Genomic DNA, 22,095 nt, shown 5'->3' with positions numbered 1-22,095 from the left:
AGCAGGGTCATGCAACGTCCTCTTCAGGTGTGGCGAAGTTCGGCGCCACCGGTCACGAAGGAAACGGAGCAGATCGTCCGCCCCTGTCGAATAGACGATTGGCCGGCGCGCTTTTTTACCGGCGACGCGCGCGGCCGCCGCAGAACGCCGGGCATGCGACGCCGCGGTAGCACGCGTCGAGGCATTCGGCGCAATGGCGCTCGGCGTCGCGCACCATGAAGTGCACGAGCGTCTGCGACACGTTCAGCGCGCGCGCCGCGCTCTGCAGCGTCTCGTCACGCAACCGCACCATCTCGAACGCCGCGCGGCTGCGCGCCGGCAGGTCGTCGAGCGCGGCCCACACGCGCCGCAGCGCGTCGCGCGTCATCAACGCCGCTTCGGGCGTCGGCTCGGGCGACGGCACGTCGTAGCCGTCGTCCTCCTGCACGTGATACACGTTCTCGAGGCTCAGGCGGCGGCACGCGTCGATCGACGCATTGCGCACCATCCGCGTCACGTACGCGACCGGCTGGCGCACCGCGTCCTGATTCGGGAAATCGACGAGCTTCACGAACACGTCGTGCACGACGTCCTCCGCACGGCTCGCGCAGCCGACGAAGCCGCGCGCGACATTGACGAGCATCGTGCGATGGGCGATCAGCACGTCGAGCAGCGCGCCCTGCGCGCTCGGCGCGGCGGCGCGGCGCGTGCGCCGTGCGGGTCCGGCCGGCAGGTCCGGATGACTTCCACGGAACGGGTTCGCCGTTGCCGCGACCGGTCGTTCGAGCACTTCCGCCATCGCCATCGATTCGCTCCGTCAAATTTCGAGATAGCGCAATTTAACGTAAACGCGAATCATTCTCAACGCGATTACGGAATGCCCTTGTCGATACCTCGGATTTGTATGAGCAATGGGAAGACCGACTGGAAGGCACGCGCCTGTCATGCGCCGTACTGTCTAGAACAACAGGACCCGAAGATGAAAACGCTACTGAAAACCCTGACCGTCACCGCCGTAGCAATCGCCGTGCTGGCGCCCGCGATCGCCGAAGCGCGTCCTCACAAGGAGTGCCACTTCGATCATCATCACCATCGCATGTGCCGCTGGGTGCGGTAAACGAAACGAGGCGCCAGCCGAACGCCCGGCCGCGGCGCGCGGCCTCGACTTGGACGGCATTACTGACAGACGTTGCGCGGAAAGCGCGAGACCTCGTGCGGAATCACCGGCACTGGCGTATCCTGCGCGCGCCACGTGGCCTGCCGCGCTACCTGCCGCGAGCGCAACGCTTGCGGCGAGCACCGCGGCAAGCCGTCGTCGAGCGAACGTCATTCGTTCGCCGCTCCGCCATACCGATACCTGATCCAACGCGCCGCCGCGCTCGCGCGACGACGGCGGTCAGATTACGGGATGTGACGCACGCGGCGCGACGCCGCCGTCACGCATCGACGTCGGCGGCCTCCGCGGCCTGCGACCAGCCGCCGCCAAGCGCGCGGTACAGCCCGATCGCGTTGGCGAGCCGGAGCTGCTTCAGGCGGATCAGCTCCTGCCCGGATTCATACGTGCTGCGTTGCGCGTCGAGCAGCTCGAGATAGGTCGCGACACCGCCGCCATAGCGGCGCTCGGCGAGCTTCAGCCGCGCGCCGTCCGCTTCGTAGACGGCCTGCTGCGCGGCAAGCTGCGCATCGATCCAGTCGCGCGCGGCAAACGCGTCCGCCACTTCACGGAACGCAACCTGCACGCTCTTCTCGTATTCGGCGACCGCGATGTGCTTGCGGGCGGTCGCGACGTCGAGATTCGCGCGATTGCGCCCGCCCGCGAAGATCGGCAGCGTGATGCGCGGCGCGAACGTCCACACGCCCGTGCCGCTCGCGAACAGGCCCGAGAAGGCGTCGCTGACGGAGCCGATGTCGGTCGTCAGCGCGATGCGCGGGAAGAACGCCGCGCGCGCCGCGCCGATCTGCGCGTTCGCGGCCTGCAGGCGCGCCTCGGCCTGCCGGATGTCCGGGCGCCGCGCGAGCAGTTCGCTCGGCGCGCCCGGCGCGACGGGCGCGATCGAGAGCGTGTCGAGCGTCAGCCCGTCGCCTGGCGCTTCGCGCGCGAAGTCGCCCGCGAGCAGTTGCAGCGCGCGCACGGCCTGCGCATGCTCGCGCTGCAGCGCGGCCTGCGACGCGCGCGCGGCCGCGACCAGCATCTCGGCCGAGCGCAACTCGATCGCATCGCTCGTGCCGGCCGCATAGCGGCGTTGCGTGAGCGATGCAATGCGCTCGCGTGCGTAGAGCGTGCGCTGCGCAAGCGCGAGCTGCTCGTGCAGCGCGCGCTCCGACACATAGGCGCCTGCCACCTCGGCAATCACGCCGATGCGGACCGTGCGCTGTGCTTCGGCGGTCGCGAAATACTCGGCGAGCGCGGCGTCCGACAGGTTCTTCACGTGGCCGAACAGGTCGAGCTCGTACGCACTGACGCCGACGCCCGCGCGATACAGCCCGCTCACCGCGCTCTCGCGCACCACCGGATCGTACTGGCGCGTGCGCTCATAGCCGAGGTTCGCGTCGACCGATGGCAACCGGTCCGCACGCTGCACGCCGTACAGCCCGCGCGCTTCTTCGAGGCGGCCGGCCGCGATCCGCAGGTCGCGATTGTTCGCGAGCGCCGCATCGATCCATGCCTGCAGCGCCGAATCGGTGAAATACGCGCGCCAGTCGTCGAGCAGCGCTGCGCTCGACGGCTGGGCCGCCGCGCCATCGGTCGGCCAGGCGGTTGGCCCAGCAGTTGGCCCAGCAGTTGGCCCAGCAGTTGGCCCAGCAGTTGGCCCGGCGGTTGGCCCAGCAGTCGGCCCATAGGTGGCCGGCACCGGCGCCGCCGGGCGCTCGTAGCGCGGCGCGAGCGAGCAGCCCGCCAGCGCGAGCGCGGCGGCGAGCGCGACCGGTGCGCGCAGCCCCGCGCGTGCAGTCATGCGAGACATCAAGACGTACCCTCCATCGTCGCCGGCTGCGAACCGCCGCGGCGGCGCGCGCCGACATTGAACAGCCGGCCGACGCTCACGAAAAACAGCGGGACGAGGAACACCGCGAGCACGGTTGCCGAGATCACGCCGCCGAGCACGCCGGTGCCGATCGCCATCTGCGCGCCCGACGCGGCGCCCGATGCGAACGCGAGCGGCAGCACGCCGACGCCGAACGCGAGCGACGTCATCACGATCGGCCGCAGCCGCAGCCGCGCGGCTTCGAGCGCGGCGGCGACGAGCGGCATCCCCTGCGCGACGAGATCCTTCGCCACCTCGACGATCAGGATCGCGTTCTTCGCGGACAGCCCGATCGTCGCGATCAACCCCACCTTGAAATAGATGTCGTTCGGCATCATCCGCAGCGTGACGCCGAGCACCGCGCCGATCACGCCGAGCGGGACGACCAGCATCACCGCGAACGGAATCGACCAGCTCTCGTACAGCGCCGCGAGCGCGAGGAACACGACGAGCACCGACAGCGCGAACAGCATCGGCGCCTGTGCGCCGGACAGCCGTTCCTCGAACGACTGCCCCGACCATGCGTGGCCGATGCCGGCCGGCAGCTCGGCTGCGATCCGCTCGATCGCGGCCATCGCCTCGCCGCTGCTGTGGCCGGGCGCGGCCGAACCGTTGATCGTGAACGACGGGAAGCCGTTGTAGCGCGTGAGCTGCGGCGGGCCGAGCGTCCAGTGCAGCGTCGCGAACGCCGCGAGCGGCACCATTTCGCCGCGCGCATTGCGCACGCGCAGCTTCTTCACGTCGTCCGGATCGACCCGGTGCTGCCCGTCCGCCTGCACGATCACGCGCCGCACCTGCGTGCCGTGCATGAAGTCGCCGAGGTAGTCGGATCCGAACATCACCGCGAGCGTCGTGTTGATCTCGTCCATCGACACGCCGAGCGCGGACGCCTTCGCGCGGTCGATGTCGAGCTTCAGCTGCGGCGCGTCCTGCGTGCCGGCGAACATCAGGTCGGTGAGCGCCGGATGCTTGCCGCCTTCGGCGAGCAGCCGCTCGCGCGCGGCGACGAATGCCGCGTAGTCGAGCCCGCCGCGGTTCTGCAGCCGGAAGTCGAAACCGCTCGTCGAGCCGAGGTCCGGCAGCGGCGGCGAGTTCATCGCGAACACCGTCGTGTTCGGCGTCGCCGCGAAGCGCTCGTTGATGCGCGCAACGATCGCCTGCACCTGGTCGTGCGCACGCTTGCGCTCCTTCCAGTTCTTCAGCGTCACGAAGATCATCCCGCCGTTCGGCCCCTCGCCGTACAGGTTGAAGCCGCCGAGCGCGAACGTGTACGCGGACGGCTCCTTCGTGCGCACGTAGGTCTCGACCTCGCGCACGCTCTGCATCGTTTCCGCGAGCGGCGTGCCCTGCGGCCGGATCACCATCACCATGAAGTTGCCCTGGTCCTCGTCGGGCAGGAATGCGGTCGGCAGTTGCGTGAGCATCAGCCCCGCCGCGCCCGTCAGCGCGCCGTACACGACGAGCCAGCGCAGCGGCTTCTTCAGGATGCCGCCGACGCGCGCTGCATAGCGCTGCGTCGCGCGCGCGACGAAGCGGTTGAACCAGCCGAAGAAGCCGCCCTTCTCGTGATGACCGTCGGCGACCGGCTTGAGCAGCGTCGCGCACAGCGCGGGCGTCAGCGACAGCGCGAGGAACGCCGAGAAGCCGATCGACACCGCGAGCGACAGCGCGAACTGGCGGTAGATGTTGCCGACCGCGCCGCCGAAGAACGCCATCGGCACGAACACCGACGTCAGCACCACCGTGATGCCGACGATCGCGCCGCTGATCTGCTGCATCGCCTTGACGGTCGCCTCATACGGCGCGAGCCGTTCCTCGACCATCAGCCGCTCGACGTTCTCGACGACGACGATCGCGTCGTCGACGAGGATGCCGATCGCGAGCACCATCCCGAACATCGTCAGCACGTTGATCGAGAAGCCCGCCGCGAACATCACGCCGAACGTGCCCGCCAGCGCGACCGGCACGACGAGCGTCGGGATCAGCGTCGCGCGCAGGTTCTGCATGAACAGGAACATCACGAGGAACACGAGCACGCCCGCCTCGATCAGCGTCATGACGACCTTGTTCATCGACACGCGCACGAACGACGACGTCTCGTACGGAATCTGGTACTTGACGCCCGGCGGGAAGAACGCGGACAGCTCGTCCATCGTCGCGCGCACGCGCTGTTCGGTCTCGACCGCGTTCGAGCCCGGCGCGAGCTTGATGCCCATGCCGGTCGCGACCTTGCCGTTCACGTACGACGGATAGTTGTAGTCGTTGCCGCCGAACTCGATGCGCGCGACGTCGCGCAGGAACAGCGACGAACCGTCGGGCTGCGAGCGCAGCGCGATCGCGCCGAAATCGGCGGGCGTCTTCAGCGGCGCATCGGCGAACACGGTCGCCGCGATCGGCGCGCTTTTCGGCACTGCGCTGCGGCCGATGTCGCCGACCGTCACGCGCGCGTTTTGCGCGCGCACGGCCGACGCGATGTCCGACGCGGTGAGCCCGTGGCCGGCCAGCTTGACCGGGTCGGGCCAGATCCGCATCGCATACTCGGCGCCCCAGAACTGCACCTTGCCGACGCCGTCGACGCGCCGCAGCGCCTGCACGACGTTCGCCGACGCGTATTCGCCGAGCTGCACGTCGGTCATCCGGCCGTCCTCGGAAGTCAATGACACGACGAGCTGGATGTTGTCGGCGGCCTTCTCGACCTGGATGCCGTCGCGCCGCACGGGCTCGGGCAGCCGCGCCTCAACCGTCTTCAGGCGGTTCTGCACCTCGACCGCAGCGAGATCGGCATTCACGCCCTGCTTGAACGTCAGGTACAGCGACGCCATGCCGACGCTGCTCGTCGCCGACGTATAGAGTAGCCCCGGCGCGCCGTTCATCTCGCGTTCGATCAGCGCGGTGACCGATTCCTCGACGACCTGCGCGGACGCGCCCGGATAGGTCGCGTAAATGCTGACGACGGGTGGCGCGATGTCCGGGTACTGTGCGACGGGCAGCGCGCGGATCGCGAACACGCCGCCCAGCATGATGAAGAGTGCGATCACCCACGCAAACACGGGGCGATCGATGAAGAAACGTGCCATGTTGGTTCGAACCGATCAGGTTTGACGGGCGGCCGACGAAGCAGCAGCCGCGGGTGGCTCCGCCTTCGGCGGGCGAGCCTGCTCGACGGGCGTGACCGCAGTGCCGGGCGCGAACTGCGCGGCGTTGTCGACGATCACGCGCTCGCCGCCCTTCAGGCCGCGCGACACGCGCCAGTCGTGGCCGGACAGGTGGTCGGCGGCGACCTCGACGTCCTTGACCTTGCCGTCGGCGCCGACCACCCGCACCGACGCGCGGTCCGTCGTGCGCAGCAGCGCGTCGCGCGGCACGAGGATCGCCTGGCGGTCGATCGCGCTGTCGAGCGCGATCCTCACGTACGCGCCCGGCAGCAGCTCGCGCTCGGGATTCGGAAACAGCGCGCGCATCGCGACGGTGTCGGTGGTCGGATCGACCGCGAGATCGCGGAACAGCAGCTTGCCTTTCAGCGGATACGCGGTGCCGTCCGCGCGCATCAGCGTCACCGCGATGTCCTGCTGCGCGATGCCGGTCGCATGGCCGCTTTGCACCGCGCGGCGCAGCGCATCGACGTCCGCGGCCGGCTGCGCGAAGTTCACGTAGATCGGGTCGAGCTGTTCGACGGTCGTGAGCGGCGTCGCCTGGTCCTGGCCGACGAGCGCCCCCTCGGTGACGAGCGCCCGCCGCGCGCGGCCCGAGATCGGCGCGGTGACGGTCGCGTAGTCGAGCTGAAGCTGCGCACGCGCGAGTTCGGCCTTCGCGGACGCGACCTCGGCCTTCGCCTGCGTGTCGGCCGCGACCGCCTCGGTGTGATCGCGCTCGCTGACCGCGCGGTCGCGCACCAGGTCGTCGTAGCGGCGGCGCTTGTCGGTCGCCGCGAGCGCTGCAGCCTGCGCCTTCGCCAGCGCGCCCTGCGCAGCGTCGCGCGCGGCCGTGAGCGGCGCCGGGTCGATGCGGAACAGCACCGCGCCCTGCTTCACTTCCTGGCCCTCCTCGTAGGTGCGCGCGGTGACGATACCCGCGACCCGCGCGCGCACCTCCGCCTGCCGGTAAGCCTCGAGCCGCCCCGGCAGCTCGACGGACAGCGGCACCTCGGTCGGCCTCACGGTCAGTACCGTTGCGCGCTGCACGGCCTCCGGCGCGTCGTCTCGTTCGCCCTTTCCGCATCCGGCGACGGCCAGCGCGGCCGCGAGCGCGAGTGGCGCCAGCCAGTGGCGGCGCGACAGGAAGCGATTGTTCTTCTTCATATGGCCCTCTCGGATCTTCGACCGCCTTTAAAATACGGCGGCTCAAGGTGGCCGATTATAATCAGTCACGACTGATTAATTACATTCAGCTTTAAACTTGCTGTCATGCTGTCTCAATAAAACGACAGCAAAACGTAAGGAACCCAGCAATATGGCCCGCAAGACCCGGGAAGAATCGCTTGCCATCAAGCACCGGATCCTCGACGCCGCCGAGCTCGTGCTGCTCGAGCGCGGCGTCGCGCAAACCGCGATGGCGGACCTCGCGGAGGCCGCCGGCATGTCGCGGGGTGCCGTCTACGGCCACTACAAGAACAAGATGGAAGTGTGCCTCGCGATGTGCGACCGCGCGTTCGCGCGCACGTCCGAGGGTTTCGAGGCCGGCGAAGGCCTCCCCGCGCTCGCCACGCTGCGGCACGCCGCGTCGCACTACCTGCAGCAATGCGGCGAACCGGGGTCGATGCAACGCGTGCTCGTGATCCTGTATACGAAGTGCGAACAGAGCGAGGAGAACGGCGCGCTGCAGCGGCGCCGCGTGCTGCTGGAACTGCAGATGCTGCGGATCACGAAGGCGCTGCTGCGCCGCGCGATCGCGGCCGGCGAAATCGCGGCCGATCTCGACGTGCATCTCGCGGCCGTCTATCTCGTGTCGCTGCTCGAAGGCGTGTTCGCGTCGATGGTCTGGACCAACCGCCTGCGCGGCAATCGGTGGAACGACGCCGAGGCGATGCTCGACGCCGGTTTCGACGCGGTACGCGAGTCCGCCGCGCTGCGTCGCCGTACGCAAAAATTGCCGGAATAAGGTCCGGATGCGCAAAACCTTCTGATTTATGCTGATTTTCCGCACTACGGAACGAAGAAACCGACCCTGATTTAAAATTTTTTACGATTTGCGGAACATCGGTAGACTGGCGCTGTCATCTTTATTTAGCGTCTTCGTGATAACCGGGCCTGACCCGGCAATCGCGCCGCCGTTCGAAGCGGGCTGAGTCCCGCGCCGTTGGGTCGAACGGAAACGACACGGGCCCCGAAAGGGGCCTGTTTTGTTGCACGCCCGCCATCCGTCCCGTCGTCACCCGACGCGCGACCGGCTGGCGGCTCTCGCCCACGCCCTTTCTTCGAACCGCTTTCCTGGATGTGGACACCCTTGGTCAAGTCTGCCGCATACCCTGAATTTTCCGCCGCGCGCCCCGCCCGTGCCGAGCCTCGTTCCCGGCTTTTGCGTGCGCTGCTGCCCGCTTCCGTGCTCGGCGCCCTCGCCGCGCTCGGCCTGGCCGTGACACTGCCCGCCGTGTCGCAATTACCGGGCGCCGTCGACACGAGCACAGCCGCACTGCCGCAGCGCGTGCTGTCGGACACGCCGTTTCCGACCGCGCAGCATTTCGTCACGAACGAGCTCGCGCAGACGATCGGCGAACGCACAGAGCAACCGGGCCTGTTCGCGCCGCTCAGCGCGCATCGCAACGACATGCTCGGCTATGCGAACCTGTTTACGTTCGCACCGCGCGAAGCAGAGCACGGCCTGCGCGCGGGCAACATCGAGCTGACGCTGTCCGATACGCTGAACCGCCTCGACCTGCCGCCGGAAGTGCGCATCCAGCTCGGCGATCTCGTCAGCGGCAAGGTCCCAATGCGCGACAGCGCGCATCGCGGCGACTACTACCGCCTCGCGTTCGATGCGAGCGGCGATGCGCCGCGCCTCACCGCGCTCGAGCTGCGCATCGCGGGCCGCACGTTCGGCGCGATCTGGTTCAAGCCGCCGGGCGCCGACAAGGGCGCGTACTACACGCTCGACGGCGCGCCGCTCGAAGCCGCCGCATTCACGATGCCCGTCAAGTGGACGCGCATCAGCTCGTTCTTCGGCGAGCGCATTCATCCGCTGTCGCAGGCGATGGCGTTCCACACCGGCGTCGATCTCGCCGCACCGACCGGCACGCGCGTCGATGCGGCCGCCGACGGCACGGTCGCGTTCGTCGGCACCGATCCGGGCGGCTATGGCCGCTACGTGATCGTCGATCATGCCGAAGGCTATTCGACCTACTACGCGCACCTGTCCGCGTTCGCGCACGGCCTCAAGGTCGGTGACACGGTCAAGCAGGGCGAGCGCATCGGGTCGGTCGGCATGACCGGCGCGGCGACGGGCCCGCACCTGCACTTCGAGGTGCGGATCGCCGACCAGCCGGTCGATCCGCTCGTCACGCTCGCGCAAGCGCAGACGGGCCTGTCCGACATGCAGCTCACCGCATTCCGCCAGGAAGCCGCCGAATGGCGCTTCCGCCTCGCGTCGATCAATACCGCGCCGTTCGCGTTCGCGCAGACCGACGGCCCGCTGTGGAGCGACTTCGCCAGCGACAAATCGACGCTGCGCGCGGTTTTCAACACGTATTACACGGCGTCCTGACGCACGCCGCGCCTGCCGCGCATGCGATGCGGCGGCGCGCCTGGCCATCTTCGTGACTTGCCCGCCGGGTCCGACCTGCCCGGCGCCCTCTCGTGGATGGACGCGCCGCGCAATCGCCGGCTCGGCTTCACGCATGTCGGATATTCGTCGACGATTCCGCACGCCTGCGTCCTCCCGGCACTCGCGTGTCGTGCCGCTCGTCGACGACCCGCGCGACCCGCTCAGCCGCTTCCGGTGCTGGATCCGTTCAGACCGCGCGACGGCATCAACGCGTCGCGCCGCGCGCCGGCTGCGCGCGCTCGGCCGTCGTGCGCGCGCTGCGTTCCGCGCGCGGACGACGTGACAGCAGCCAGCGCGCGGCGCCGTCGAGCGATGTGCACAGCACGAGGTAGATCGCGGCGACGAACAGGAAGATCGGTGCCGGATACACCATCAGCCGGTTGTTCACCTGCGTCGCGACGAACGACAGCTCCGGCACGCCGACGATGTACGCGAGCGACGTGTCCTTCACGAGCGCGACCCACTGGTTGACGAACGACGGCGTCATGATCCGGATCGCCTGTGGCAGCAGCACGTAGCGCACCGTCTGCCAGCGCGTGAGCCCGAGCGACAGCCCGGCCTGCCACTGCCCCGCGCCCGCCGCGACGATCCCCGCATGCACCGCGTGCGCGAGATACGCGCCGCCGATCAGCGCGAGCGCGCACACGACCGTCGCGAGTCCCGGCACGTCGGTGTGCAGCAGCATCGGCATCAGGAAATACGTCCAGAAGATCAGCATCAGCACCGGAATCGCGCGGAAGAAGCCGATGAACGCGAGCAGCAGCATGCGCGTCCACCCGCGCGCGAGCGCCATCGCGACACCGAGCACGACGCCCAGCAGCGCCGATGCGCACGCGGACGCGATCGCGAGCACCAGCGACAGCGCGGCGCCGCCGAGCGGCCCGTCCGGGAATGCGCCGACGAGCAGATACGGGAGATTGTCGGCAAGCAGCGTGATATCCATCGTCAATGCCCTGCCCCCAGGCGGTCGCGCCATTGCGCGGCCACATACCCGATCGCCTCGATCGCCGCCGCCGCGGCGACGTACAGCACGGTGGCGACGCCGAACGCGGCGAAGGTACGGAACGTCTCGGTCTCGACCTGTCGCGACGCATACGACAGCTCCGCCACGCCGATCGCCATCGTCAGCGACGAGTTCTTCACGAGATTCATGTATTGCCCGAACAGCGGCGGCAACGCGATGCGCACGGCCTGCGGCAGGATCACGTAGCGCAGCGACTGCAGCGGCGTGAGGCCGAGCGCAGCGGCTGCGTCGCGCTGCGCGTCACGCACGCCGCGCAGCCCGGCCTCGCATTCCCCGGCCACGAACGCGGCCGTGTATGCGCTCAGCCCGACCCAGCCCGCGACGAATTCGAACGACGGCCACGCGAGCGTGAACGGGCCCGCGTGCCATGCATGGCGCGCATTCAGCCAGGCGACCCACGTATCGGGCAGCAGCGACGCGACGCCGAAATACCAGAACAGCAGCTGCACGAGCAGCGGCGTATTGCGGAACGTGACGATATAGCCCGCGGCGACCGCACGCTGCGCGTGACCGCGCGCGTGGCGCAGCACGGCGAGCGCGAGCCCGCCGACCGTCGCGGCGACGGCCGACGCGGCCGCGAGGCCGAGCGTCAGCAGGAAGCCCTGCCAGAGCCATGACAGGTATTTGGGAGCCAAACCGAACATGCCGAACATGCTGTACGTACGTATCGTGCGGGCGCTGCGCGCCCGCGATCATCGGAAGAAATCGGAAGGAATCGGAGAAAATGCGGAATGCACCGCGATCCGCGCGCCGGCGTGACCGGCCGGGCCGGCCGCACAGCGCGCGAGGCGGGACGAACGGGTCAGGTCTTGTCGCCGATCCGGAAGATGCGCGTGAGCGGCGTCTTCGTCGTCGGGCCGAACCATGCGTCGTAGATCTGCACGGCGCGCCCGCTCGCCTCGAGCCCTTTCAGCGTGTCGTTGACGAAGCCGAGCAGGCGCGTCTCGCCCTTCGGCACGCCGACACCCATGTAGTCGTTCGAGATCGTAAACGGCGGGATCTCGTAGTTCTGCTTGTCCGGCACGTTCGCGAGCAGGCCGATCAGCTTCGGCCCGTCCTGCGTGATCGCCTGAACGTTGCCGGCGCGCAGCGCGGCGAACGCGAACGGCGTGTCGTCATACGCAACGATCGTCGCCCTCGGATATTTTTCGCGCAGCGTGATCTCGTTCGTCGTGCCCTTGTCCGCGCCGACCCGCAGCGTGTTCAGTTGATCGGCGGATTTCAGCACGTCCTTCTTCGCGAGGAACTGCTGGCCCGACGAGAAGTAAGGAATACTGAAATCGACCTGCTTCGCGCGTTCATCGGTGATCGTGAAATTCGCGAGCACGAGATCGACCTTGCCAGAGGTCAGGAACGGAATGCGGTTCGCGGGGTTCGTCGGCTGCAGCTGCAGCTTCACGCCGAGCGTGTCGGCGAGCGCCTTCGCGTAATCGACGTCGAGCCCGACGATGTGGTTGGTCTTCGCATCGACATAGCCGAACGGCGGGTTGCTGTCGAACGTTGCGACGCGCAGCACGCCGGCTTTCTTGATGTCGTCGAGGCGGTCCGCGTGCGCGGCGGTGCCGGCGGTGACGAGCGCGGCCCCGACGAGCCATGCAGCGAGAGTGTGGATTTTCATGAGCACGACCAGGTTGTTATGAGGGCCGCCGCGGATCACGCGGCGGCCCGGTTCGACGGACTTCGCGGCCGGTGATACCGCGAAGCCGCTAACGTACCAGCGGGTCGTGCCGATTCGAACCAACAAATGCTGCTTTGCTCAGCGGCTTTCGTGATGAAGGCCGCCGCGGCTACGCGCCGTCGCCATCCGCATCGGCATCCGCGGACGGCGCGCACCGGAACTCGCCGTCCGCGGTGTCCTGCCGGTAGTCGAGCGATCGGTCGATGAAGAGGAACGACAGCGTGCCGGCTGCGCGCAGCGCGACGAGCGTCCGGGTGTCACGCGCGAACATCACCTGCGACACGCCACCCGCGACATGCATTGACGTGCAACGCACGTGCCGCACAAAAAAAGACGCCCGCTGCAGGCAGCGGGCGCGAATCCCAGTCAAGGAGGTGTCACACGAACTACGGGCTCAGATTAAGCGGTTCGCGTTCTGCGGACAACGAAGCGATTTCGATATCCTTATCGAATACGGCGCGATGAGCTTGCGCTTGCTGGCTCTTGCTTTCGCATCGCCGCGCAATCGCCCTGCCCACCCGAAAAAAACGGCGTCCCGCGTCGCGCGGAACGCCGTTCGTGCGTCGCCAGGCGCGCGACGCGCCGGATCACGGCTCGTGACGCAGATACCCTTCCTTGCTCGGATCGCGCATCCGCCACGACACGATCAGCGAGATCGCGCACAGCACGGTTACGTACCAGTAGAACGTCTCTTCGCTGCCGATCGACTTGAACCACAGCGCGACGTATTCGGCCGAACCGCCGAAGATCGCGTTCGCGACCGCATACGACAGGCCGACACCCATCGCGCGCACTTCCGGCGGGAACATCTCGGCCTTGATGAGCCCGCTGATTGACGTGTAGAAGCTGACGATCGCCAGTGCGACCGTGATCAGCACGAACGCGGCGACCGGGCTCTGCACGTCCTTCAGCGCATGCATCAGCGGCACCGTGCCGATCACCGAGCACACGCCGAACAGGATCATCGACATGCGGCGGCCGATCCGGTCGGACAGCGCGCCGAACACCGGCTGCAGCAGCATGTAGACGAGGAGCACGACCGTCATCACGTTGCTGGCAGTCTTCGCGTGCATGCCGGCCGTGTTCACGAGGTACTTCTGCATGTACGTCGTGAACGTGTAGAAGATCAGCGAGCCGCCCGCGGTGAAGCCGACCACCGTGAAGAACGCCCCCTTGTGCTGCCACACACCGCGGATCGTGCCGGCGTCCTTCTTGTCGCGCGACGCGCTCGTCGACGTCTCGTCGAGCGACTTGCGCAGGTACAGCGAAATCAGCGCGGCCGCCGCGCCGACCACGAACGGAATGCGCCAGCCCCACGCCTTCAGCTCCGCATTCGACAGCGTCTGCTGCAGGATCACGAGCACGAGCAGCGCGCACAGCTGGCCGCCGATCAGCGTCACGTACTGGAACGATGCGAAGAAGCCGCGCCGGCCCTTCAGCGCGACCTCGCTCATGTAGGTCGCACTGGTGCCGTACTCGCCGCCCACCGACAGCCCCTGGAACAGGCGCGCGACCAGCAGCAGCAACGGCGCAAACGCGCCGATCTGCGCATAGGTCGGCAGCACCGCGATCACCAGCGAGCCGCCGCACATCATCAGCACCGAGATCATCATCGCGGCGCGGCGGCCGTGGCGGTCCGCGATGCGGCCGAACAGCCAGCCGCCGATCGGACGCATCAGGAAACCGGCCGCGAACACGCCGGCCGTGTTCAGCAACTGCGTCGTCGTGTTGCCGCTCGGGAAGAACGCGGGCGCGAAGTACAGCGCGCAGAACGAGTAGATGTAGAAGTCGAACCACTCGACGAGGTTGCCCGATGAGGCGCCGACGATGGCGAACACGCGCCGCCGGGTATCGTGCGCGGGCAGCACGGCTTGGTCGGTCTGGACGTCCATGGGATGGTCTGTTCCTTTGTAGTGCTTTTGGGCGTGGCGGCTGCGAAACCGCCGCGTGCGGAGGTGCGTGGCACCGGTTCCGGCGCATCGCGCATCGGGATTCTAGCGAAATGAAAAGAAACGGGCTTTCCGGGTTCGTCCGGATGGAGAAGATTCTTCTCCGGCCGGCGCGTCGTCAATTGAAAACGCCAGCCCGCAGGCTGGCGTCCGATGCAATGCCCGCGACCGCGCGGCCACGCTCACAGACGGATCTCCGGCGGCGTATAGCGGCACTCGTAGCGCTTGCGCACCGTGCCCGCCTCGTCGACGCTTTCGAGGTACACGTCGAACTGCCACAGCCGCGCCATGTGCTTGAGCACTTCGTCGCTGTCGTTCGACAGATGCCGGTTGTCGGTCATGAAGTGGCGCAGCGTGAGGCTGCGGTCGCCGCGCGTGTTGACCGCCCACACCTGGATGTTCGGCTCGCGGTGATGGATGTCGTACTGCCGCGACAGCGCCTGCCGCACGTACTGGTAGCCATAGTCGTCGTGGATCGCGGACACCTCGAGCGAATCGCGCATGTCGTCGTCGAGCACCGAGAACAGCCGCATCTCGCGGATCAGGTGCGGCGACAGGTACTGCGCGATGAAACTCTCGTCCTTGAAGTTGCGCATCGCATAGTGCATCGCCGGCAGCCACGGGCTGCCCGCGAGTTCGGGGAACCACTTGTAGTCCTCGTCCGTCGGCGCTTCGCAGATCCGCCGGATGTCGCTCATCATCGAAAAACCGAGCGCATACGGATTGATCCCGCTGTAGTACGGCTTCGTGACGGGCGGCTGGTAGATCACGTTGCTGTGCGAATGCAGGAACTCCATCATGAAGCCGTCTTCCAGCTTGCCCTGGTTGTACAGCGTATTGAGCAGCGTGTAATGCCAGAAGCACGCCCAGCCTTCGTTCATCACCTGGGTCTGCCGCTGCGGATAGAAGTACTGGCCGATCTTGCGCACGATGCGGATCACTTCCCGCTCCCACGGCTCGAGCAGCGGCGCGTTCTTCTCCGCGAAATACAGCAGGTTCTCCTGCGGCTCCGGCGGATAGCGGCCTTCCTGCTCCTCCATCTGCTCGGGCTTCCTGCTCGGCAGCGTGCGCCACAGTTCGTTGATCTGCGACTGCAGGTATGCCTCGCGTTCGCGGCGCAGCGCCGCTTCCTTCGACAGCGACGGCTTCTGCGGCCGCTTGTAGCGGTCGACGCCGTAGTTCATCAGCGCGTGGCACGAGTCGAGCAATTCCTCGACGCGATCGAGACCGTAGCGCTCCTCGCATTCGGCGACGTAGTTCTTCGCGTAGACGAGGTAGTCGATGATCGCATGCGCGTCGGTCCACAGCCGGAACAGGTAGTTGCCCTTGAAGAACGAGTTGTGCCCGTACGCCGCATGCGCGATGACGAGCGCCTGCATCGTCATCGTGTTCTCTTCCATCAAGTATGCGATGCACGGGTTCGAGTTGATGACGATCTCGTATGCAAGCCCCATCTGGCCGCGGCGATAGCTCTTCTCCGTCGACAGGAAATGCTTGCCGAACGACCAGTGCCGGTAGTTGACCGGCATCCCGACCGACGCGTACGCGTCCATCATCTGCTCGGCGCTGATCAGCTCGAGCTGGATCGGGTAGATGTCGAGCTCATACTGCTCGGCAACCTGCGCAATGTGCGTGTCGTATTCCTCGAGCAGCTCGAAGGTCCAGTCGGACGGACACGGCAGCGGCCTGCGATCGGCAACATTCATACGCGCTTCCTTCTGCCCGGCACCGGGCAAGTCGGCGGATGGCGTCGACGGTTCGGCCCGGCCGCGTTGCTGCGTTGCGGCATGGCCTGCGGTGTCGTCGCCGGATCGGCGCGGCTGGTAGCCGCGCGATTCGCTGTGCAGATGGCGGGAAGTCATGACGTTTCCACCTGCTTTTCGAACAATTCGCGAAACACCGGGTAAATGTCGGCAGCCGATTCCACTTTTTTCATCGCGAGATGCGGTTGCGACTGCATCAGCTGCGCGTATTCCAGCCAGAGATTCTGCTCTTCCGGCGCGACCTGGATATACGCGAAGTAACGCGTCTTCGTGAGGATATCCTCTTCCAGGATTTTGCGACACTTCGGCGAATCGTCGGTCCAGTTGTCGCCGTCGGACGCCTGCGCGCCGTAGATGTTCCATTCGGTCGGCGAGTAGCGCTCGTTCATCACCTTGCGCATCAGCTCGAGCGCGCTCGACACAACGGTGCCGCCGCTTTCGGTCGAATGGAAGAAGGTGTCTTCGTCGACCTCTTCCGCGCGCGTGTGATGGCGGATGAACACCACCTCGATGCGCTCGTAGTTGCGCTTCAGGAACAGGTACAGCAGGATGAAGAAGCGCTTCGCGAGATCCTTGCGCTGCTCGTCCATCGAGCCCGACACGTCCATCAGGCAGAACATCACGGCCTGGCTCGACGGCTGCGGCTGCTTCACGCGGTTGATGTAGCGCAGGTCGAACGGATCGATGAACGGGATGCGCCAGATGCGCCCCTTCAGGTGATGGATCCGATCCTCGAGCGTGGCGATTTCCGCTCGGCGGTCTTCGGAGTCGTTCTTCAGCGCTTCGAGCTGCGCCTCGAGCTCGTGCAGCTCGTTGACGAGCGGCGAGCCGAGCGCGATGCGGCGCCCGAGCGCGCTTCTCAGCGAACGCACGATGTCGATGTTGTTCGGCGTGCCTTCCGCCGCCCAGCCCGCGCGCACGTTCTTCCAGCTCGGCACCGTCAGCAGGTGCGTCTTCACGAGGCGCGGCAGCTCGAGATCGTCGAAGAAATACTGCATGAATTCGTCGCGCGACAGCTCGAACACGAAGTCATCCTGACCTTCGCCCTCGTTGCTGGCCTGGCTCCCGCCGCCGCCCGCACCGCCTTGCGGACGCGGGATCTTGTCGCCGCGCACGTAGTCCTCGTTGCCCGGATGCACGTATTCGCGGCGCCCGCCCGGCCCGTGCCGGAACGTCGGCTCGGCGATGTCCTTGCGCGGAATCGTGATGCTCTGCGTGCTCTGGATATCCTTGATGCTACGGTCGCGCACCGCGTCCGACACGGCACGACGAATGTAGTTCTTGACGCGACGCAGAAAGCGTTCGCGATTGGCAATGCTCTTGTTCTTGCCGGCTAGCCTGCGGTCGATGATTTGATGAAGCACGCCCGGTCTCCCGCTCGAATGTCGATATGCCGGGACGCTCGCCGCATGCCGTCTCCCGTCATGCGGGCGGCGTCTCTGAAGTTGCCCGTGCGGCCGAGCCGCACGGGCGCTGCGTGACGCAGGTCATGACGACTTGCGCACCCGCAGGTACCAGTCGCAAAGCAGCCGCACCTGCTTCGGCGTATAGCCCTTCGCGACCATCCGGTTCACAAAGTCCTCATGCTTGCGTTGCTCCTCGGCCGAGCCCTTCGCGTTGAACGAAATAACCGGCAACAGTTCCTCGGTATTCGAGAACATCTTCTTCTCGATCACGACGCGCAGCTTCTCGTAGCTCGTCCACACCGGGTTCTTGCCCGCATTCGCGGCCCGCGCACGCAACACGAAGTTCACGATCTCGTTGCGGAAATCCTTCGGATTGCTGATCCCGGCCGGCTTCTCGATCTTCTCCAGCTCCGCGTTCAGCGCGGCGCGATCGAAGCTCTCGCCCGTGTCGTGATCGCGGAATTCCTGGTCCTGGATCCAGAAGTCCGCATACGTGACGTAGCGGTCGAAGATGTTCTGGCCGTACTCCGAATACGACTCGAGGTATGCCGTCTGGATCTCCTTGCCGATGAAGTCCGCATAGCGCGATGCGAGCACGTCCTTCACGAACGACAGGTACTTCTGCTCGGTTTCCGGCGGGAACTGCTCGCGCTCGATCTGCTGTTCGAGCACATACATCAGGTGCACGGGGTTCGCCGCGACCTCGGTCGAATCGAAGTTGAACACGCGCGACAGGATCTTGAACGAGAAGCGTGTCGACACGCCCGTCATGCCCTCGTCGACGCCCGCGTAGTCGCGGTACTCCTGGTACGACTTCGCTTTCGGATCGGTGTCCTTCAGGTTCTCGCCGTCGTACACCTGCATCTTCGAGAACAGGCTCGAGTTTTCCGGCTCATGCAGGCGCGACAGCACCGAGAACTGCGACATCATCTTCAGCGTGCCCGGCGCGCACACGGCCTCGGCAAGCGACGAGTTGCGGATCAGCTTCTCGTAGATCTTGACCTCTTCCGACACGCGCAGGCAGTACGGCACCTTCACGACGAAGATCCGGTCGAGCAGCGCCTCGTTGTTGCGGTTGTTCTTGAATGCCTTCCATTCCGACTCGTTCGAGTGCGCGAGGATGATCCCGTCGAACGGAATCGCGCCGAAGCCCTCGGTGCCCTTGAAGTTGCCTTCCTGGGTCGCAGTCAGCAGCGGGTGCAGCACCTTGATCGGCGCCTTGAACATTTCGACGAACTCGAGCAGGCCCTGGTTCGCGAGGCACAGACCGCCGGAGTAGCTGTATGCATCCGCATCGTCCTGCGCATACTGCTCGAGCTTGCGGATGTCGACCTTGCCGACCAGCGATGAAATGTCCTGGTTGTTCTCGTCGCCCGGCTCGGTCTTCGAGATCGCGATCTGCCGCAGGATCGACGGATAGCGGCGCACGACGCGGAACTGGCGGATGTCGCCGTTGTATTCGTGCAGCCGCTTGACGGCCCACGGGCTCAGGATGCTTTTCAGGTAGCGGCGCGGAATGCCGTACTGTTCTTCGAGAATCGGGCCGTCTTCGTCGTAGTCGAACAGCCCGAGCGGCGATTCGTTGACGGGCGAACCCTTGAGCGCATAGAACGGCACGCGCTCCATCAGTTGCTTCAGACGCTCGGCGATCGACGACTTGCCGCCGCCCACCGGGCCGAGCAGATAGAGGATCTGCTTCTTCTCTTCGAGCCCTTGCGCGGCGTGTCGGAAGTACGCGACCACCTGCTCGATCACTTCCTCCATTCCGTAGAACTCACGGAACGCGGGATAGACCTTGATGACCTTGTTCGCAAAGATCCGCGACAGGCGCGGCTCGTTGCGGGTATCGATGTGTTCTGGTTCCCCGATTGCCGCCAGCATGCGTTCGCCGGCCGCAGCGTACGCGGATGGATCGTTCTTGCAGAGCGCGAGGTACTCCTCCAGCGAGAACTCTTCCTCTCGCGTTTTTTCGAAGCGGTTCGCGAAGCTGCTGTAAATATCCATGCTACCTCCCTCGCCTTAGTCTGAAAGCGTGCTTGCCTTCGTATGACTGCGCAGAAGCAAGCGCGTTCGAATTCATCGTAAACCCATTCTTATTTTTTTTCACGAACTCGTTGCAGGAACTTCGTGATCGACGTCACACGGCTTGGACGAACTTTTTTCGTCGCTCTACAATCGATCTCCCGAGCTGCCGAAACTGCATCCGTCGTTGCATCCGTCGTGTCTCATCGAACACCGGAACGTCTGGTGCGTTGGACGTGCCGGCCGTCGCGAATTTCACCGCCGCCTCCCCTTCCTTCCTAGACGTTCGAGCCTGCGTTTGCGACGACACGCAAAAGCCGCCGTTACAAATTTTTTTCGCGTGGAACCCCTACGGACATACCCGTATGACATATGCGACGATGCATCCGCATCGTGGCGCGAACGACACGAGTGGCGCGCGCGCAGAGATCCCGTGTCGGCCGCGCATGCGGAAACGCCCGCTTGAAGCGGGCGTTCCGGGTCATGCAAATAGGGATAGATGTGTCAGAAGGTCTCCCAGTCGTCGTCGCCCGCTGCTGCCAGCGCCGGTGCGGCTGCCGTCTTGCGAGCCGGCTGCGGCGTGACGGCTGCGCGCGGCGCGCGCATGTCGGCGCCGCTGCGCGCGGCCGTCGGCAGCGGCGCCAATGCGCGCGGCACGGCATGACCGGCGGGCAGTCCGGCAGCTTGCCGCTGCACCGCGCCGTCGTCTAGCCGGAACACCGCGACCGTCTCGCGCAGGCGCGCGGCCTGCTCGTCGAGCGATTGCGCGGCCGCTGTCGCTTCCTCGACGAGTGCCGCGTTCTGCTGCGTCACCTCGTCCATTTGCGCAACCGCGCGTGCGACCTGGTCGATGCCGCCGCTCTGTTCTTCCGATGCCGCCGCGATCTCGCCCATGATGTCGGTCACGCGCTGCACCGCGCCAATCACGTCCGTCATCGTGCGCCCCGCCTCGTCGACGAGCGTCGAACCGGAACGGATGCGCGCAACCGAAGCGTCGATCAGCATCTTGATCTCCTTGGCCGCCGCCGACGAGCGTTGCGCGAGGCTGCGCACCTCGCCCGCGACGACCGCGAAACCGCGGCCCTCCTCGCCCGCGCGGGCCGCCTCGACGGCCGCGTTCAGCGCGAGGATGTTGGTCTGGAACGCGATGCCTTCGATGATCGTGATGATGTCCGCGATCTTCGCGGAGCTCTGGTTGATCTCGCCCATCGTGCCGACCACCTGGCCGACGACGACGTTGCCCTTGTTGGCAATCTCCGACGCGTTCGCGGCGAGCGCGCTCGCCTGACGCGCATTGTCGGCGTTCTGCTTCACGGTGCCGGTCAGTTGCTCCATGCTCGACGCGGTTTCCTGCAGCGCTGCCGCCTGCTCCTCGGTGCGCGACGACAGGTCGACGTTGCCGGCCGCGATCTGCTTCGCCGCCGTCGCGATCGACTCGCTGCCGCCGCGCACCGTGCCGACGGTCTCGACGAGCCCGCGCTGCATCTTCGCGAGGCCGTCCAGCAACTGGCCCATTTCGTCGCGGCGTTCCACGACGATCCGGCGCCGCAGGTCGCCCGCGGCGATCGCGTCGAAATGCGCGAGCGCGTCCGCAAGCGGACGGCCGATCGCGCGGCTCAGCGCGATGTACGACAGCAACGCAGCGCCGAGGCCCGCCGCAAGCGCGACGATCGACACGATCCGCAGCGTGCCGTACACCGATTCCGCATGGCTGAAGCTCTTCTGCGCATCGGTGAACTGGAAGTTGCGCAGCGTCTCGCCCGACATAGCCAGGTCGTTGTAGAGCACCTGCAGCTGTTTCGCGCCGCCGGCGATCCGGTCATGATCGTTCGATGCGATCACGGGCGCGAATGCATCGAACGCGCGCTGCAGCGTCTGCCGCTTCGCGGCGACGTCCTGCGCGAGCCGATCCTCTTCCGCACCGCGCGGCAGGTCGAGATACTTCTGCCACCACGCGTCGGACTGCGTGCGCATCGTGCGGCCGCGCTCGACGGCCGCCGCCGCGTCCGGCGTGCCGGACAGCAGCGCGGCGCGATCGAGCGCAAGGCGCTCGCGCGCGGCGAACAGCTCGGCCGCCGCCACGTCGACCGCGCTCGGCATCTGGTTCGTGAATATGTCGCGGCTCGCCTCGTTCGCACGCCCCATGCCGAACAGGCCCAGTACGCCAATCACGCACAGCAGCGCGGCCAGAAACGCCATCGTGAAACCGATGCGCGCGCGGATCGTCAGGTCTTTGAACACCATCTTTCTTCCCGTCTTGCGTCGTCATTCGCGGGCGACGCCCGCCGCTCGGAAGCATTCGCTTCACTGGCCGCATTTACGACAACAAAGCACGCGACTTGATGGCATTCACAGCAATTTAATGGACAATTTGTCTATGTATTTCAAAAAAAGAAATAATCGACACACAACGGCGCACCATCGTTGAACGAAGTGACAGGAGCGGATGACGCCGGACGCACGCCAGCGGATACGCGCCGGCGGATGCCGTCGGG

16 protein-coding genes are annotated in these 22,095 nt (G+C 66.5%); 3 read left to right on the top strand and 13 right to left on the bottom strand.

The features are described 5' to 3' along the window. Positions 1 to 115: 115 nt before the first annotated feature. Positions 116 to 784 (bottom strand): RNA polymerase factor sigma-70, encoded by a 669-nt coding sequence (locus ACV22Z_RS07540; RefSeq protein ID WP_448075686.1) that lies wholly within the window; start codon positions 782 to 784, stop codon positions 116 to 118. A 174-nt stretch (positions 785 to 958) separates the two neighbouring features. On the opposite strand from ACV22Z_RS07540, the gene ACV22Z_RS07535 reads away from it, so the two are divergent. Next, entirely contained in the window at positions 959 to 1,096 is a 138-nt protein-coding gene (locus tag ACV22Z_RS07535; RefSeq protein WP_448075685.1) for an HHHH-motif protein, read from the top strand. A gap of 319 nt (positions 1,097 to 1,415) precedes the next feature. On the opposite strand, the gene ACV22Z_RS07530 is transcribed toward ACV22Z_RS07535, so the two are convergent. The 3 genes from ACV22Z_RS07530 to ACV22Z_RS07520 are packed head-to-tail and all read right to left on the bottom strand — an operon-like array spanning position 1,416 to position 7,300. After that, positions 1,416 to 2,942, bottom strand: a complete 1,527-nt coding sequence (locus ACV22Z_RS07530; protein WP_448075684.1) for an efflux transporter outer membrane subunit — start codon at positions 2,940 to 2,942, stop codon at positions 1,416 to 1,418. Further along, complete coding sequence (locus ACV22Z_RS07525; protein WP_448075683.1) at positions 2,942 to 6,079, bottom strand: multidrug efflux RND transporter permease subunit; 3,138 nt, start codon at positions 6,077 to 6,079, stop codon at positions 2,942 to 2,944. The genes ACV22Z_RS07530 and ACV22Z_RS07525 overlap by 1 nt, the downstream gene beginning before the upstream one ends. Before the next feature lie 15 nt (positions 6,080 to 6,094). Continuing rightward, a complete protein-coding gene (locus ACV22Z_RS07520) occupies positions 6,095 to 7,300 on the bottom strand; it encodes a MexX/AxyX family multidrug efflux RND transporter periplasmic adaptor subunit (protein ID WP_448075682.1) in 1,206 nt (401 codons plus the stop codon). 151 nt (positions 7,301 to 7,451) lie between these two features. Between ACV22Z_RS07520 and ACV22Z_RS07515 the strand changes: the two genes are divergently transcribed. Further along, on the top strand, positions 7,452 to 8,099 hold the full coding sequence (locus ACV22Z_RS07515) for a TetR family transcriptional regulator (protein WP_448075681.1): 648 nt from the start codon (positions 7,452 to 7,454) through the stop codon (positions 8,097 to 8,099). Between the two features lie 333 nt (positions 8,100 to 8,432). Next, positions 8,433 to 9,698: a M23 family metallopeptidase gene (locus tag ACV22Z_RS07510; protein ID WP_448075680.1), complete on the top strand. Its 1,266-nt coding sequence runs from the start codon at positions 8,433 to 8,435 to the stop codon at positions 9,696 to 9,698. A gap of 265 nt (positions 9,699 to 9,963) precedes the next feature. On the opposite strand, the gene ACV22Z_RS07505 is transcribed toward ACV22Z_RS07510, so the two are convergent. The 9 genes from ACV22Z_RS07505 to ACV22Z_RS07465 all read right to left on the bottom strand — a co-directional run bounded on the left by ACV22Z_RS07505 (position 9,964) and on the right by ACV22Z_RS07465 (position 21,844). Continuing rightward, complete coding sequence (locus ACV22Z_RS07505; RefSeq protein WP_448075679.1) at positions 9,964 to 10,701, bottom strand: amino acid ABC transporter permease; 738 nt, start codon at positions 10,699 to 10,701, stop codon at positions 9,964 to 9,966. Between the two features lie 2 nt (positions 10,702 to 10,703). Continuing rightward, a complete protein-coding gene (locus ACV22Z_RS07500; RefSeq protein WP_448075678.1) occupies positions 10,704 to 11,426 on the bottom strand; it encodes an amino acid ABC transporter permease in 723 nt (240 codons plus the stop codon). A 158-nt stretch (positions 11,427 to 11,584) separates the two neighbouring features. After that, complete coding sequence (locus tag ACV22Z_RS07495; RefSeq protein WP_448075677.1) at positions 11,585 to 12,400, bottom strand: ABC transporter substrate-binding protein; 816 nt, start codon at positions 12,398 to 12,400, stop codon at positions 11,585 to 11,587. Positions 12,401 to 12,569: 169 nt separating this feature from the next. Then, entirely contained in the window at positions 12,570 to 12,776 is a 207-nt protein-coding gene (locus ACV22Z_RS07490) for a hypothetical protein (protein ID WP_448075676.1), read from the bottom strand. Positions 12,777 to 13,047: 271 nt separating this feature from the next. Continuing rightward, entirely contained in the window at positions 13,048 to 14,352 is a 1,305-nt protein-coding gene (locus tag ACV22Z_RS07485) for an MFS family transporter (RefSeq protein WP_448075675.1), read from the bottom strand. Between the two features lie 239 nt (positions 14,353 to 14,591). After that, complete coding sequence (locus tag ACV22Z_RS07480; protein WP_448075674.1) at positions 14,592 to 16,271, bottom strand: SpoVR family protein; 1,680 nt, start codon at positions 16,269 to 16,271, stop codon at positions 14,592 to 14,594. Beyond that, positions 16,268 to 17,536: a YeaH/YhbH family protein gene (locus ACV22Z_RS07475; RefSeq protein ID WP_448075673.1), complete on the bottom strand. Its 1,269-nt coding sequence runs from the start codon at positions 17,534 to 17,536 to the stop codon at positions 16,268 to 16,270. The genes ACV22Z_RS07480 and ACV22Z_RS07475 overlap by 4 nt, the downstream gene beginning before the upstream one ends. 123 nt (positions 17,537 to 17,659) lie before the next feature. Next, positions 17,660 to 19,582: a PrkA family serine protein kinase gene (locus ACV22Z_RS07470; RefSeq protein ID WP_448075672.1), complete on the bottom strand. Its 1,923-nt coding sequence runs from the start codon at positions 19,580 to 19,582 to the stop codon at positions 17,660 to 17,662. 522 nt (positions 19,583 to 20,104) lie between these two features. Then, entirely contained in the window at positions 20,105 to 21,844 is a 1,740-nt protein-coding gene (locus ACV22Z_RS07465; RefSeq protein ID WP_448075671.1) for a methyl-accepting chemotaxis protein, read from the bottom strand. Between the last annotated feature and the right edge of the window lie 251 nt (positions 21,845 to 22,095).

The organism is Burkholderia sp. PU8-34, from assembly GCF_053427725.1.
This window is presented reverse-complemented; position numbering and strand designations above follow the sequence as displayed.

Excerpts from the sequence above, each read along its gene's own strand:
- ACV22Z_RS07530 (WP_448075684.1), bottom strand. The coding sequence starts at position 2,942 with ATGTCTCGCATGACTGCACGCGCGGGGCTGCGCGCACCGGTCGCGCTC.
- ACV22Z_RS07540 (WP_448075686.1), bottom strand. The coding sequence starts at position 784 with ATGGCGATGGCGGAAGTGCTCGAACGACCGGTCGCGGCAACGGCGAAC.
- ACV22Z_RS07505 (WP_448075679.1), bottom strand. The coding sequence starts at position 10,701 with ATGGATATCACGCTGCTTGCCGACAATCTCCCGTATCTGCTCGTCGGC.
- ACV22Z_RS07535 (WP_448075685.1), top strand. The coding sequence starts at position 959 with ATGAAAACGCTACTGAAAACCCTGACCGTCACCGCCGTAGCAATCGCC.
- ACV22Z_RS07485 (WP_448075675.1), bottom strand. The coding sequence starts at position 14,352 with ATGGACGTCCAGACCGACCAAGCCGTGCTGCCCGCGCACGATACCCGG.
- ACV22Z_RS07500 (WP_448075678.1), bottom strand. The coding sequence starts at position 11,426 with ATGTTCGGTTTGGCTCCCAAATACCTGTCATGGCTCTGGCAGGGCTTC.
- ACV22Z_RS07470 (WP_448075672.1), bottom strand. The coding sequence starts at position 19,582 with ATGGATATTTACAGCAGCTTCGCGAACCGCTTCGAAAAAACGCGAGAG.
- ACV22Z_RS07510 (WP_448075680.1), top strand. The coding sequence starts at position 8,433 with ATGTGGACACCCTTGGTCAAGTCTGCCGCATACCCTGAATTTTCCGCC.
- ACV22Z_RS07465 (WP_448075671.1), bottom strand. The coding sequence starts at position 21,844 with ATGGTGTTCAAAGACCTGACGATCCGCGCGCGCATCGGTTTCACGATG.
- ACV22Z_RS07520 (WP_448075682.1), bottom strand. The coding sequence starts at position 7,300 with ATGAAGAAGAACAATCGCTTCCTGTCGCGCCGCCACTGGCTGGCGCCA.
- ACV22Z_RS07495 (WP_448075677.1), bottom strand. The coding sequence starts at position 12,400 with ATGAAAATCCACACTCTCGCTGCATGGCTCGTCGGGGCCGCGCTCGTC.
- ACV22Z_RS07525 (WP_448075683.1), bottom strand. The coding sequence starts at position 6,079 with ATGGCACGTTTCTTCATCGATCGCCCCGTGTTTGCGTGGGTGATCGCA.
- ACV22Z_RS07515 (WP_448075681.1), top strand. The coding sequence starts at position 7,452 with ATGGCCCGCAAGACCCGGGAAGAATCGCTTGCCATCAAGCACCGGATC.
- ACV22Z_RS07480 (WP_448075674.1), bottom strand. The coding sequence starts at position 16,271 with ATGACTTCCCGCCATCTGCACAGCGAATCGCGCGGCTACCAGCCGCGC.